Origin of the sequence: Vibrio sp. MarTm2 (assembly GCF_027587055.1) — a bacterium.
In the GTDB taxonomy this organism is placed as follows: Bacteria; Pseudomonadota; Gammaproteobacteria; order Enterobacterales; family Vibrionaceae; genus Vibrio; species Vibrio sinaloensis_D.
Genome location: NZ_JAPPTK010000009.1, coordinates 153,186 through 166,128, shown reverse-complemented (window position 1 = coordinate 166,128; position 12,943 = coordinate 153,186). Strand labels below are relative to the sequence as shown.

Genomic DNA, 12,943 nt, shown 5'->3' with positions numbered 1-12,943 from the left:
CGTAAACAAAGGAGTGTTTATGGTGCAATCAAACAATGCAGTGAAACACAGAGTCGAACTCACCCCTCAAGCAGACGCCCCTCCGGTGCCCACCTCTTTTGATGCTTTAAAAATCCCAAGAGCCGTCCTTGAAAACTTATTGCTTAAGCATCTCGCGGCTTATCCAAAATCTGACATATTAAAGCTAACCGAACTTATGTGCATCAATAGCCACATGATTGAGGATATGCTCGCCGATCTCAGGGCTAAATCACACGTCGAGGTGTTTCAAGCGCCGGCGTCGGGGTTTGGCTCTGTTTCGACCGGGAATGTGCGTTACGGCTTATCAGAAATGGGAATGCAAGAAGCGGATGATGCGTTTGCGAAAGATGCTTATCTAGGTCCGGCACCTGTCTCACTACCCGACTATGAAAGCATGGTAAAAGCGCAGGACGTTCGAGCACACATGGTGAACCGTCGAGATGTAAGTTTCGCGCTTTCCGAAGTGTTAGGTGCTGAAAGAATGATTTCTGTACTTGGCCCTGCCATCAACTCTGGACGAGCGCTATTGTTGTATGGAGATGCGGGTACGGGTAAAACCTTCGTCGCAACACGGCTTCTTAATTCTCTCAATACATCGGTCTACATCCCATATGCGGTTTATGCCGCGGGTAACATCATTAAAGTGTTTTCGCCTCAGCACCACAAAAAAGTGGCCAGCTCAGAGATTAAGTCCATTACGTTTAAAGAGCAGTTTGACCGTCGTTGGGCGTTGTGTGAGCGCCCAAGTATTCAAGTGGGCGGCGAACTCACGATGGAAATGCTAGAGGTCAATCACTCAGAGCATAACCGAGTGTGGATGGCTCCTCTGCAAATGATGGCCAATAACGGTATCTTCATCATTGACGATTTGGGCAGACAACCTATGCCCGTCGATACCTTACTCAATCGCTGGATTGTGCCAATGGAGTACTTCTATGACTATCTCAACCTGCCGAATGGTCAACAGATCACGATTCCCTTTATTTTGACTCTGGCCTTTTCTACGAACTTAGATCCGGAAAAGATCAGTGACCCTGCATTTTTGCGTCGCTTGGGCTACAAGATTCAATTTGGCCCACTACTAAAAGAAGAGTACCACTCACTTTGGGACACCTTCGCCCAGTCTAAAAACCTAACGGTGAGTGCAGAAAGTTATCAACAACTGTTCGATTTGCATAGTCAGCATAGCGTTGGTTTTTATCCTTGTATTCCAAAGGATATTGTCGGTATCAGCCGAGATATCATTGTTTTTGAAGAAGTAGAGCCAGTTATCTCCCCTGAAATAGTCACCCGCGCCTGGGAAGTGTATTTCACCGCTGACGGAAAAGGAGGAGGAGAACGATGAGCCGAAATCAAGTCATATTACTATTCTTGCTATCCATAGTGTTTGGCTTAGGAGCTGTGTTTTTTGCTAAGCAGTGGATGGACAGACAACTGCAACCCCAAACCGAGCTGGAGGTTGTTGAGCGTGAGCCGGTGATCATCGCCAGCCAAGAAATTCCAGCGGGCACGCCCATCGAAGAGCAGCACATCACCACCAAATTACTGGAAGTTGAGTGGCGCAACGAGGGGCAGTTTACCGATCAAAATGCCATTCTTGGGCAAGTTGTCGCGACCACCATATTCCCCGGTGAAGTCTTGCATCAAAACAGACTTACTGTTCCGGGAGAAGGGTCGACGCTGGCGTCATTAATTCCTGAAAACAAACGCGCAGTCACCATTCGCGTCAATGATGTGATTGGTGTGGCAGGCTTCCTATTGCCGGGAAACCGCGTCGATGTTCTCAATACCATTAAATACAGCGCAACCTCTGCCAATACGGTCACCGTACTTAAAGACATCAAAGTACTGGCGGTTGACCAAACGGCAAGAACCAAAGAAAACAAACCGATCATTGTTCGTGCGGTGACCCTTGAAGTCTCGCCAAAAGATGCGGAAAAGCTGTTAACCGCAAGAAGTAAAGGGGAGATTCAATTAACACTTCGAAACCCTCATGAAGAAGAAAAAGTGGTTAAAAAATACGTCGCACCAAGTGTCACGATTTTGAAAGGCACCGAGTCGAGCAATATCAGAGTCAGGGATTGAGGTGAGCTATGTTGAAACGGATTTTAGTTATATTAGTCAGTCTAAGTTTTGCGTGGAGCGCCACGGCAGCCACTCAATCTGGAAAAATTGTCAAAGTACCGCACCACAAATCCACCCATGTCACATTGGCAGGGAAGGCAAAACGGGTCTCGCTTGGTGACCCTGAAGTGCTTGATATTGTGATGTTGAAATCGGATGAAGTGTTTCTGATTGGTAAGAAACTCGGCTCGACAAATTTGATGGCTTGGGACCGTCGAGGGCAGTTAATCGAATCGATCAATATCGAGGTGACCCACGATCTCAACAGCTTGAAAGCGAAGTTGTATGAGTTCTTGCCCAATGAAGAGATCAAGGTTCATAGCGCGCAGAATCGTCTGATTTTGAGTGGCCAGATTAGCAGCCAATCAGCAATGAATATTGCGTTGCGAGTGGCTGAAACCTACTCAGCAGGGCAAGAGGTCGACAAAGAAAATAAATCGCTCAGTGAACAAGTGCAAAAAACTGGCGTGATCAATTTGATGACCATCGGTGGCGCCCAACAAGTGATGCTTGAAGTCACGGTTGCGGAAGTGCAGCGCAGTTTAGTCAGAAAATTTGACTCGAACTTTCACTTCTTTGAGAGCAACGGAAGTTTCTCATGGGGCGGTACTTCGGCAGGGGCTATTATTGATGACGTTGGCGGCGGTATTGGGCCAATTTTCAATGCGCCAGGCATCGACAGTACGGGCTTGCTAGGCACCTTTATTGATGGCGATACCTTATTCACGTTTGCTCTCGATATCGCGAAACAAAACGGCACAGCGAAAGTCTTGGCTGAGCCAAATCTCACCGCATTGAGCGGAGCGAAGGCCGAATTCTTAGCGGGTGGTGAATTTCCAATTCCTGTTCCCGATGAAAACGGCATTACCATCGAGTACAAGGAATATGGTGTCGGACTCAAGTTCATTCCCACTGTGTTGAGCGATAAAAACATCAACCTCAATCTGGCGGTGGATGTCAGTGAAATTGCCAATACGTCCTCGTTAACCTTATCTCCTGGTGGCACCAACAGCACCTATGTGATTCCACCCATCACGCGTCGCAGCGCCTCATCTACTTTAGAGCTAGCGGATGGGCAAACCATCGGTATTGCGGGGCTACTGAGTGAAAACGTGCGCGATGTGGTGAGTGGTATGCCCGGGTTTAGTGATATTCCGGTCCTTGGCCAGATGTTCAACAGCCAAGAGTACATTTCTGGTGAAACTGAGCTGGTGATTTTAGTGACGCCAAGGTTGGCTAAGCCGATTGACCGAAATCGAGTGTCACTGCCTACAGACTCGTTCGTTGAGCCGAATGACTTTGAATACTACTTACTCGGCCGCGGCGCTTATATCGCGCCCTCAAACCAATCTCGACCTCAAGATGTGCAAGACACCAACTTTGTGGATTACTCCAAAGGTGGCACCGAAGGCACGTTCGGGCACAGCTTATAGGGGGCAATATGGAAAACAAACGAATCATAGTCGCGCTGTTGTGTACACAAGCTCTACTGCTTGGCTGCGTGAACAACGCTGAGCGTTTAGGTCAACATGTGGCGAAACTTAAAACAGAACAGGTCTACAACCCGAATGCAACAAATGAAAATTTGGGGGTAGTGCCTGAAGGTAGTGGTGAACGAATGGAAGGTGCCTACCAAGTCTACACCGGTAAACAAGATACCGATTTGGGCGGCATTGACAGTCAATTCTTGGAAGGCTTTTCGAAGTAGCCTTAAGGACAACACTATGACAAAGGGTAATCAGCTTAAACAACGCGGTATGACGTTGGTATTAGTCACCGCAGCCATGCTGGCTTTGATCGGCGTCGCGGCGCTCTCGATAGATGTGAACCACGCGATGTTGAACAAAACCCGACTGCAAAATAGTGTTGATGCCGCGGCACTGGCTGCTGCGATCGTGCTCGATAATGGCGGTAGCGAAGCTCAGGCCACCGCAGCCGCCAAAACGACATTGACCAATGTTGCCAATGCCACTGGCAATACAGAGATGGATTTCACATCGGCGCAAGTTGTGGTGCAGTTCTCTAACGATCCGGCCACGTTTCCATTTTCTGGTTTTGACCCAGACGAAGACAGCTACGCGCGAGTTGCGGTGAGCAACTTTGCGTTGAGTAACTTTTTCGCGCATATGTTCAGTGTCGATAAAAACCTAGCATCAACGGCCGTTGCTGGGCCAAGTCCGAGTAATACCTTGGTGACCAATGTGGTGCCTATTGCCGTCTGTGAAGGAGAAGATGTTGGGACCAATGGCTACGATCAAGGCAGCATCTACGCATTGAAAATCGCCGATCAGAATCAAAGTCAAATGGGGCCGGGCAACTATCAGTTGTTGGATTTTGGCTCAGGTGCCTCCACGGTGCGTGAAGCGCTAGCTGGTGGATACAAAGGGGCCATTGATATTAGCAAACCTGTAACCACAAAACCTGGCAACACCATAGGACCGGTTGGACAAGGGCTAAACACACGTTTTGATGAATACTCAGGCGGTGGCGTTTCATCGACCGACTACCCACCTGATGTTTACGTTAAAGAACCGGTTAAAAGCGCCAAACTCGATAACGACGGAAACGTGGATTATAGCGACACCAGTGGTGCCAGTGGCCAACCTTGGGGTTACGAAGATTATTTGGCGGCGCTGCCTGATTGTACTGGTGATTCAGCGTGTCGCATTAACTCTGGCGGACAGGAAAATCGCCGTATCTTAGTGATTCCAGTGGTCGACTGTACGGGAGCATCTGGTGGTACGAGTAATTTTAACGTCACTGCGCTAGCGTGCTTTTTTATGCTTCAACAAGCTCCAACAAACAACAGCGGCAAAGAAGCGGTGTTTGGCGAATTTATTGAAGATTGCACCGTTTCTGGCGGAGTCCCGGGGCAAAACTCCAGTAATGACGGACCTTACCGAATTGTGTTGTATCGGGACCCACACGGAGAAGAATCATGAAAACTTGTCGTAAGCAGAAAGGGCTAGCGGCGGTAGAGATGATCATCACTATCCCCGTTTTGCTATTGATTTTAATGGCCATTACGGAAGTGGGAAACGCGTTTATCCGTTACAACACGCTCAATAAAATGGCCCAAAATGGTATTCGCTATGCCACCACAGAAATCACGGGCACCGCAAGTTACGATCAAATCGCGGATGTGAATGCGATTAAGAATATCGTCGTTTATGGCTCCTCAACTGTCGGTGATGGGGCTAAAGCCATGGTAGATGGGCTGACGACGTCCGATGTGAATGTGAATCACGCTGGTGGTTATGTGACGGTGACGATTAATCATACTTACACGCCCATGATGGGATCGTTTCGAAGTGGGATGAATTTCAGTTTCCCGCTGAATGCCTCTGCGATGATGAGGACAGCGCCATGAAAAAGCAAAGCGGTGTGTCTGTGATTGAATTTACCATCATCTCAACAGCCTTGTTGCTGGTGATTTTCTCGGTGATCGAAGTCGGAAGGTATGTTTATTCCTTACAGGTTATTAATGACATTACACGTGTCGCGGCGCGTTTAGCGGTTGTGTGCCGTGTCGAAGATAGAAATGATATTCCCGCATTGGCGATGCCTGATTATGCACCTGGAGGTATGACTACTGGGAATCTCGTGATTGATTATCTTGATCAATCTGGGAATGTCATAACAGGAACTCTGACAGATGACGATGTGTTTTCTACAATTAGATATGTAAGAGCGCGAGTGGTGAACTTTAGCTATCAATTCACAGGGTTATTGACCTTTGTGAACTTAACTGGGCTCTTACAAGTCCCCGAGTTTGAAACGATTCGACCGAGGGAAAACTTGGGACACCATCGCTGGACGGACACAAGCGGTGACAACAGCACTGACTGCTAGGAGGAATGAATGGGCGAAGCTGTGCAAATTGCACCAGGGGGCAGTAGTCCTCCAATTCGACTAAAAACAAATTTAAGCGTTTGGGTGTTTTACTCGTCGGACGCCTTTCATTTGCACATTAGCCATGAGTTGTCGAAATGTCAGAGCATCAGCTACGAGATGATCTCATTTCATGGGCTGGTGATCGCCAATCTCGCTCAATTTACGCCGCCTGATCTTATTTTTGTGGAAACTGGCCCTAATTGGGCGCAGAAAATCGTCGAACTGCAGCAATTTGAATCTCCCCATGAAACCAATGATGGCCATGAAGCGTCACTGATTGTGTTTGGTAACGAGCATGATAGTGGAGCGCTTAAGATCGCCCTACGTATTGGGGCGGCAGATTTTGTTTCGGACAAAGCTGAAATTCAAGAGCTCGCTCCTCTGCTAAACAACATGGCGGAAGAGAAAGTCGCGAACCGAAACCTTGGTGAGTTGTTGGTATTTATGAACTCCAAAGGTGGGTGTGGAGCCTCCATGTTAGCGCTCAACACCGCGATCAAGATGGCTCAGTCTCACCCAGAACAAGTGATGTTGCTTGACCTCGATATTCAGTTTGGGGTGATCAATGATTATCTAAACATCCAACCGACGTACAGCCTAGTGGATGCGCTGGCAAACGTCTCTGACTTGGATGAAGTGTCATTAGGAAGCTTAGTGACCAAGCATGTATCAGGGTTGCATATCCTCGCCTTTAAACGCGAGAACAGCCATGAAAACCATGAAAAAGCGATTTATCTCAATAAGCTGCTGCCGTTTCTACGAGAGCAGTATCCGTACGTAATTGTTGATTTATCACGAGGATTGGATCGCATGTTCGCTCCGGTTATCTCGCCTGCGACTAAGCTTTATATGGTGACGCAGCAAAGCCTCGTTTCGATTAAAAGCTGTAATCAAATTATCAAAACCTTGTCGTTTGAGTTTGGCATTAATCGCGATCAGGTTGAGATCATCGTCAATCGCTACGAGAAACGTCAGTCAATCAAACTTAAAGACATCAAAGAAGCCGTGGGAGATATGGCGGTTCATACCTTCCCTAATGATTTCAAAGTCGCGCTCGAAAGTGCCAATTTAGGGCGTCCGTTTGTGGAATCGCGCAAAGGCAGTGCTCTCTCAAAATCGGTCGGTAAATTTGCAACCGCGCTGCTACCAGAAAAGAAAAAGAAACAAAGCTGGCTAAGTAAGCTTTTCTCCTAGCTAGGTGAACTGATAGGGATATTGCTATGTTTTTTAAACGAAAAAATATCAATCCTGAGCTGCAAAAAAAAGTGATGGAGGCGGACAAGCATCAACAGCACGCCGAAGAAAGTGGTCAATCTGACGCCAAATCTTCTGGTGAAGAGTCTGCTAGCTTGTTGAAAGAGCAGAAGAAAAAAGAACAGGCAGCCAACGACAAAGCGGTGGGTGACGCCAGAAAGCAGCTTGAGCAAGAACAAGAAGTGAAGCACTACTACCATCAACGCTTGTTAGAAACTCTCGACTTAGGACTTTTGGCGAGCTTGGAGCCCGAAAGAGCCAAAAATGATCTGCACGATGCCATTGTCCAGTTGATGGCAGACGACCAAACGCACGCCTTGAGTGCGGAAGGGCGCAAACGGGTGATACAGCAAATCGAAGACGAAGTGTTTGGTCTTGGGCCATTAGAGCCTTTGCTGCACGATGCATCGGTCTCCGATATTTTGGTCAATGGTCCAAAGCATGTATTTGTAGAACGACGCGGTAAGTTGCAGCAAACGCCCTACACCTTTCTTGATGAGCGTCATTTAAGAAACATCATTGACCGAATTGTGAGTCAGGTGGGTCGACGTATTGATGAAGCCTCCCCGATGGTGGATGCGCGCTTGGCAGACGGTTCACGTGTTAACGCAATTATTCCACCGCTTGCGCTTGATGGCTCCTCGGTGTCGATTCGTCGATTCGCGGTCGAAAAGCTCAATATGGATAATTTACTCGCCTTTAATTCACTTTCTCCGCAGATGGCACAATTTGTTGAAGCGGCGGTGCAAGGGGCGCTCAACGTTCTAATCTCTGGCGGTACTGGTTCAGGCAAAACCACCACACTGAATATCTTCTCCAACTTTATTCCTCACGATGATCGTATTGTCACCATTGAAGACTCGGCGGAGCTGCAACTGCAACAAACCCACGTCGTTCGCTTGGAAACCCGCCCTGCAAACTTGGAAGGGAAAGGGGAAATTACTCAGCGAGATCTGGTGAAAAACTCACTGCGGATGCGCCCTGATCGCATCGTTCTTGGGGAGGTGCGTGGTGCCGAGGCGGTCGATATGTTGGCGGCAATGAACACAGGTCACGATGGCTCGCTTGCCACCATTCACGCCAATACTCCCCGAGATGCACTGTCGAGGGTTGAGAACATGTTTGCCATGGCGGGGTGGAACATGAGCGCTAAAAATCTTCGCTCGCAAATTGCTTCGGCGATTCATCTTGTGGTGCAAATGGAGCGCCAAGAGGATGGTAAGCGTCGTATGGTGAGTATTTGCGAAATCAACGGCATGGAAGGAGAAATCATCACCATGTCGGAAATCTTTAAGTTCCATCGTCAAGGGATGGACGAAGAAGGGAATGTGCTGGGTTACTACACGGCAACGGGGGTAGTCCCACAATGTCACGACCAATTGTCTAAAAAAGGTCTGCACCTTCCTTTCGATATATTTAACGAATCTTATTCGTAGAAGGGGGATGTCATGCAACAGGATGCGACGCTTTTCTATATTTTACTTTTTTTCGCTGTGGTGTTTATTTCACAAGCGTTGATTTTGCCTGCGGCGGGTAGCAAGGCGAAGCACAAGCAACTGTCGCAACGACTGAAAGAATCTCAAGCCAAGCTCGATGACGAGGCTCGTTCACTCCTTCAAGAGCACTACATGAAAAGTTTGACGCCGATGGATAGGCGTTTGGTGAAAGTCCCTCTCTTCTCTTCGCTAAAGAAAACCATCGAGCTTTCTGGTTACGACTGGAGTCTTGGTCAAACGCTGGCGGTGACGCTGATTTTATCTGTGTGTGCTTTTCTTATTGTGCTGCTGTTAGGGCAACCTTTCTATATCGGATTAGCCGCGTCGGTGGGGATTTGGTTCATTCTGTACTTTTGGCTCAATAAGCGCATTTCTGATCGTTTAGCGAGTTTTGAAGAGCAATTGCCTGAGGCGCTGGACATTATGCGTCGTATGCTTCAAGCCGGACAACCCGTCACTCAGGCGTTCAATGAGGTTGGCAACGAGATGCCCGATCCCATCGGCACCGAGTTTAAAAACACCTTTAACTTGCTCAACTTTGGTTACGACATGCGCATGGCCATCATGCAAATGGCAGAGCGCACCCCAACGGTATCAATGTTGGCGTTTTCCAGTGCCGTGCTACTGCAAAAAGAGACGGGGGGAAACCTGTCTGAGAACTTAGAGAAAGTGAGCAAAGTTCTGCGATCAAGATTTAAATTGCAGCGAAAAATCAAAACGTTGTCTGCAGAGAGCCGCTTATCTGCGTGGATCTTGGTATTGTCGCCGTTTCTACTGTTTCTATTTCTCACCTTTATCAATCCCAGCTACGTTGAGCCGCTCTATACCGATCCAAGAGGGATGACGCTCGTAAGTGGGGGTATTATCAGTCTGTTTATTGGCTCGATATGGATCCGAAACATCATCAACTTCGAGGTGTAATATGGAGACCTTATTGCAGTTTCTAGACAGCTTTCAAATCAATGAGCAGACATTCTTTCTCAGCGTCATTTTGATTGCGACGGTGTTGGTGATGTTTACTCTTTTCTTGGTGGTGTTGGGGACGCGGGCGCCTATGAAGGTTCGACTCGAAGAGCTAAAGAAAACAGCGCCCGGAGAAAAACTCAAAAAAGGTCGTCGGCTTGGTAATACCCTTGATTCGATTGCGCCGACGTTAACGCCGTCAAACTCAAAAGAGAGCCAGAGTTTGCGTCAACAATTGATGCATGCTGGCTACCATGATGCCAATGCTCTCACCGTATTTTACGCCATTAAAGGGATGGCTATTTTGGTTGGCGTTGGTATTGCAGCAATGCTCTACTTCTTTGTCCCTGATATGTCGAATCTTAAGTTGGCGATGGTCGCCAGTGTTGCGGTGGGGCTTTACACGCCCAATATCGGTTTGAACTATTTTGTGAATAAACGTCAGTCTCGAATTCGTGGCGGTGTGCCAGATGCGCTCGATCTTTTGGTGGTGTGTACCGAATCGGGTTTGGGCTTTAGTGCCGCGCTGCGCCGAGTCGCTGATGAGCTGATGATCTCTCACCCCGACTTTGCTGACGAATTGGATACCGTGTGTGTAAAAATTAAAGCAGGGGTCGAGATGTCGGATGCGTTCGAAGATTTGGTGGAACGAACCGGTATCAAGGAGCTTGCTGGGTTGGTGACCATGCTGTCCCATGCATCGCGAATTGGTGGCAGTTTATCTCAAACATTGCGTGAGTATACGGAAGATTTCCGAGATAAGCGCAACCAAGAGATCGAAGAGATTGCCGCGAAAATTCCGACCAAAATGATCTTTCCATTGCTGTTATTTATTTGGCCGTGCTTCTTTATTGTGGCGATCGGGCCATCAATGCTTTCCATTACCTCGACGCTGGGGAACTAACTATGAACAAACAACAACTCGCCGTCTGGTTATTGCCGCTTTCATTGCTGGTGGGCTGCGCCACGAGTGATGACAATACCTTTGATGCTTCTCTTTATGATGGTAAACCCATTGATACTCTCTCCTTAGAAGAGCCACCCAAGACGGAAAAAGAGGCCATCACACGGGGCGATATGGCATTGAGTCAAGGCAATGTCGATCTTGCTCTTTATGAGTACATACGCTCGCTTTCGTTTGAAAATGGTCAATACCAAGATCGCTCTTTGTACAATATCGGCCGCATTCACCAAAGCCGCAGCAACTTAGCATTGGCTGAGCGAGCCTACACCTTGTCGGTTGACCGCAATCCAAACAACATTCAATCCCTAGAACAGCTAGGCATTCTTTACAGTCGTTCAGGGGATCCCAAGCAGGGAGAGAGCTACTTCTTGAAGGCGATCAACGCCGATCAACTTCGTTTTGGCAGCAAGAAGCCATTGTCCGATCAAGATTTGCTGACCGTCGAAGCCATAGCTGCGCTAAAAACGGATGTCAGCTCGCCAGACTACGCGTACATGGGGATGGGCGTTCTAGCAGACCTCGAGGCAAAACATGAGCAAGCTCAGGCCTACTATCAGCATGCTTTGCGTATTAAGCCAGATTCGGTTAAAACGCTGACGAACAGCGGCTACTCATACTACATGTCTGGGGACTACCTTCAGGCTCAGAGACTTAGTTTACAGGCGTTGGATCAAGATCCAAACGATGAAAAGGCACTCAATAACCTTGCGCTTATCTACTTGGGAAAAGGTGAAATTAACCGCGCGCTGAATGTGTTTACGCGGCATATGGAGAAGCCGGAAGCGCTGAATAACGTTGGATACTTCTTGATATTGCAAGGTAAGCCAGACAAGGCAATCCCGTACCTTCAACAGGCGATAGACAGTAAGCCTACCTATTACAAAGTTGCCAATGAGAACCTAGAGCGCGCGCTGGCTTTGGTCAGAGAAGAAGAAAGGAAATCGGAGCAGTGACAATCAAAAAGGAGAGCCTGGGCTCTCCTTTTTGTCGGTTAGGCAATGTAACCGGAGACAAGCCCTGCGGTCATAAAGAAGGCGACCATCCAGACAATCGGTAGCGATAACTGTTTGAGCAGATAGAAGCCAACTAGCACCAGCGATAGGTCGATAGGGCTTAATACCGCGCTAGTAAATACGGGCTGATAGAGTGCCGCCAACAATAAACCTACAACAGAGGCGTTCACGCCATTAACCGCGCCTGAAACTTTGCTGTTTTGTGCCAGTGATTGCCAGTTTTTCAACACGCCCAGTAGCAGCAAGAACCCCGGTAAGAAAACCCCAAGTGTCGCAATCAGCGCCCCAGAGATTGGCGCTTGTGGCATCAACTCATAGCCAATGTAGGTGGCAAAGGTAAACATGGGACCAGGAACAGCTTGTGCGGCTGCATAACCGGTTAAGAAGGCATCTTGAGTCAGTTGATCGCCAACAATGTTCTGCAAAAGAGGAAGAACCACATGACCACCACCAAACACCAAGCTCCCCGCTTGGAAAAAGTCATTAAATAGACCAAGCGCAGGTATCACATTGGCGGCAACAGGTAAGCCGACGAGTAGCACGACGAACAGCACCAAAGGCAGCACTGAGGGTTTAAATGAGGTTGGCTCGCTTGGTGATTGAACGCCCAAAAAGCGCATCCCGATGAGACCGGCAAGTATGAGCACCAATATCTGTGTGGCAATTCCGGGGAACACCAAGAGCGCAATAGCTGTCGCTAAACACAAAGCGACAGAAAGCTTGCCTTTGCAAAAGTTTTTATACATGCCCCAAGTGGCATCAGCAACTACCACAACCGCGAGTAGCTTGAGTCCATGAACAATGTTTTGAAACGCGCTTGTTTCAGTCAGTTGGCTACTTAACACCGCCAAAACCAACATGATCAGCACAGATGGCAAGGTAAAGCCAAGAAACGCCATACAGGCGCCGCCTAATCCACCACGCTTATAACCGAGCGCAAAACCGACTTGGCTTGACCCTGGGCCAGGTAAGAACTGGCTTAAGGCGACGATCTGGCCATACTCTTTGTCATCTAGCCATTTGAGTTTCTCAACAAAGGTATTTCGGAAGTAGCCGATATGAGCCGCGGGGCCACCAAAGCTAATCCAGCCTAACCAGAAAAAGGTCTTAAAAATCGACAGCATGACAAATACTCGTTGGGTAAATAGTGCCGATAATGTACAAAATCGACTAAAATGACTCAAATTGATAGTTTTAATAGAGATTATGAATAA

General features: G+C 48.0%; 13 protein-coding genes. 12 read left to right on the top strand and 1 reads right to left on the bottom strand.

The features are described from left to right. Window positions 1-19: 19 nt before the first annotated feature. The 12 genes from OH458_RS16570 to OH458_RS16515 are packed head-to-tail and all read left to right on the top strand — an operon-like array spanning window position 20 to window position 11,669. The gene (locus OH458_RS16570) at window positions 20-1,366 is read left to right on the top strand and encodes an ATP-binding protein (RefSeq protein ID WP_038139864.1); all 1,347 of its coding nucleotides are present in this window, start codon (window positions 20-22) and stop codon (window positions 1,364-1,366) included. Continuing rightward, a complete protein-coding gene (gene cpaB / locus OH458_RS16565; protein WP_038189671.1) occupies window positions 1,363-2,106 on the top strand; it encodes a Flp pilus assembly protein CpaB in 744 nt (247 codons plus the stop codon). The genes OH458_RS16570 and cpaB overlap by 4 nt, the downstream gene beginning before the upstream one ends. Before the next feature lie 8 nt (window positions 2,107-2,114). Then, window positions 2,115-3,578 carry a type II and III secretion system protein family protein gene (locus OH458_RS16560; protein WP_269979165.1) on the top strand — a complete coding sequence of 488 codons (1,464 nt, stop codon included), beginning with the start codon at window positions 2,115-2,117 and terminating at the stop codon, window positions 3,576-3,578. Window positions 3,579-3,586: 8 nt separating this feature from the next. Beyond that, entirely contained in the window at window positions 3,587-3,853 is a 267-nt protein-coding gene (locus OH458_RS16555) for a hypothetical protein (protein WP_038189673.1), read from the top strand. Between the two features lie 16 nt (window positions 3,854-3,869). Next, the gene (locus OH458_RS16550) at window positions 3,870-5,087 is read left to right on the top strand and encodes a Tad domain-containing protein (protein ID WP_269979164.1); all 1,218 of its coding nucleotides are present in this window, start codon (window positions 3,870-3,872) and stop codon (window positions 5,085-5,087) included. Further along, a complete protein-coding gene (locus OH458_RS16545) occupies window positions 5,084-5,515 on the top strand; it encodes a TadE/TadG family type IV pilus assembly protein (RefSeq protein ID WP_039482788.1) in 432 nt (143 codons plus the stop codon). The genes OH458_RS16550 and OH458_RS16545 overlap by 4 nt, the downstream gene beginning before the upstream one ends. Then, on the top strand, window positions 5,512-5,997 hold the full coding sequence (locus tag OH458_RS16540) for a TadE/TadG family type IV pilus assembly protein (protein ID WP_269979163.1): 486 nt from the start codon (window positions 5,512-5,514) through the stop codon (window positions 5,995-5,997). The genes OH458_RS16545 and OH458_RS16540 overlap by 4 nt, the downstream gene beginning before the upstream one ends. Window positions 5,998-6,006: 9 nt before the next feature. Then, window positions 6,007-7,233 (top strand): AAA family ATPase, encoded by a 1,227-nt coding sequence (locus tag OH458_RS16535; RefSeq protein WP_269979162.1) that lies wholly within the window; start codon window positions 6,007-6,009, stop codon window positions 7,231-7,233. A gap of 26 nt (window positions 7,234-7,259) precedes the next feature. Continuing rightward, complete coding sequence (locus OH458_RS16530; protein WP_269979161.1) at window positions 7,260-8,729, top strand: CpaF family protein; 1,470 nt, start codon at window positions 7,260-7,262, stop codon at window positions 8,727-8,729. 12 nt (window positions 8,730-8,741) lie between these two features. Then, the gene (locus OH458_RS16525; RefSeq protein ID WP_269979160.1) at window positions 8,742-9,710 is read left to right on the top strand and encodes a type II secretion system F family protein; all 969 of its coding nucleotides are present in this window, start codon (window positions 8,742-8,744) and stop codon (window positions 9,708-9,710) included. Between the two features lies 1 nt (window position 9,711). Beyond that, on the top strand, window positions 9,712-10,656 hold the full coding sequence (locus OH458_RS16520) for a type II secretion system F family protein (RefSeq protein WP_038189687.1): 945 nt from the start codon (window positions 9,712-9,714) through the stop codon (window positions 10,654-10,656). Between the two features lie 2 nt (window positions 10,657-10,658). Continuing rightward, complete coding sequence (locus tag OH458_RS16515; protein ID WP_269979159.1) at window positions 10,659-11,669, top strand: tetratricopeptide repeat protein; 1,011 nt, start codon at window positions 10,659-10,661, stop codon at window positions 11,667-11,669. A 38-nt stretch (window positions 11,670-11,707) separates the two neighbouring features. Here OH458_RS16515 and chrA read toward each other — a convergent pair whose 3' ends face one another. Next, the gene (gene chrA / locus OH458_RS16510; protein WP_269979158.1) at window positions 11,708-12,853 is read right to left on the bottom strand and encodes a chromate efflux transporter; all 1,146 of its coding nucleotides are present in this window, start codon (window positions 12,851-12,853) and stop codon (window positions 11,708-11,710) included. Window positions 12,854-12,943: the final 90 nt, after the last annotated feature.

Coding starts and splice junctions, on each gene's coding strand:
- OH458_RS16570 (WP_038139864.1), top strand. CDS start 20: ATGGTGCAATCAAACAATGCAGTGAAACACAGAGTCGAACTCACCCCT.
- cpaB (WP_038189671.1), top strand. CDS start 1,363: ATGAGCCGAAATCAAGTCATATTACTATTCTTGCTATCCATAGTGTTT.
- OH458_RS16560 (WP_269979165.1), top strand. CDS start 2,115: ATGTTGAAACGGATTTTAGTTATATTAGTCAGTCTAAGTTTTGCGTGG.
- OH458_RS16555 (WP_038189673.1), top strand. CDS start 3,587: ATGGAAAACAAACGAATCATAGTCGCGCTGTTGTGTACACAAGCTCTA.
- OH458_RS16550 (WP_269979164.1), top strand. CDS start 3,870: ATGACAAAGGGTAATCAGCTTAAACAACGCGGTATGACGTTGGTATTA.
- OH458_RS16545 (WP_039482788.1), top strand. CDS start 5,084: ATGAAAACTTGTCGTAAGCAGAAAGGGCTAGCGGCGGTAGAGATGATC.
- OH458_RS16540 (WP_269979163.1), top strand. CDS start 5,512: ATGAAAAAGCAAAGCGGTGTGTCTGTGATTGAATTTACCATCATCTCA.
- OH458_RS16535 (WP_269979162.1), top strand. CDS start 6,007: ATGGGCGAAGCTGTGCAAATTGCACCAGGGGGCAGTAGTCCTCCAATT.
- OH458_RS16530 (WP_269979161.1), top strand. CDS start 7,260: ATGTTTTTTAAACGAAAAAATATCAATCCTGAGCTGCAAAAAAAAGTG.
- OH458_RS16525 (WP_269979160.1), top strand. CDS start 8,742: ATGCAACAGGATGCGACGCTTTTCTATATTTTACTTTTTTTCGCTGTG.
- OH458_RS16520 (WP_038189687.1), top strand. CDS start 9,712: ATGGAGACCTTATTGCAGTTTCTAGACAGCTTTCAAATCAATGAGCAG.
- OH458_RS16515 (WP_269979159.1), top strand. CDS start 10,659: ATGAACAAACAACAACTCGCCGTCTGGTTATTGCCGCTTTCATTGCTG.
- chrA (WP_269979158.1), bottom strand. CDS start 12,853: ATGCTGTCGATTTTTAAGACCTTTTTCTGGTTAGGCTGGATTAGCTTT.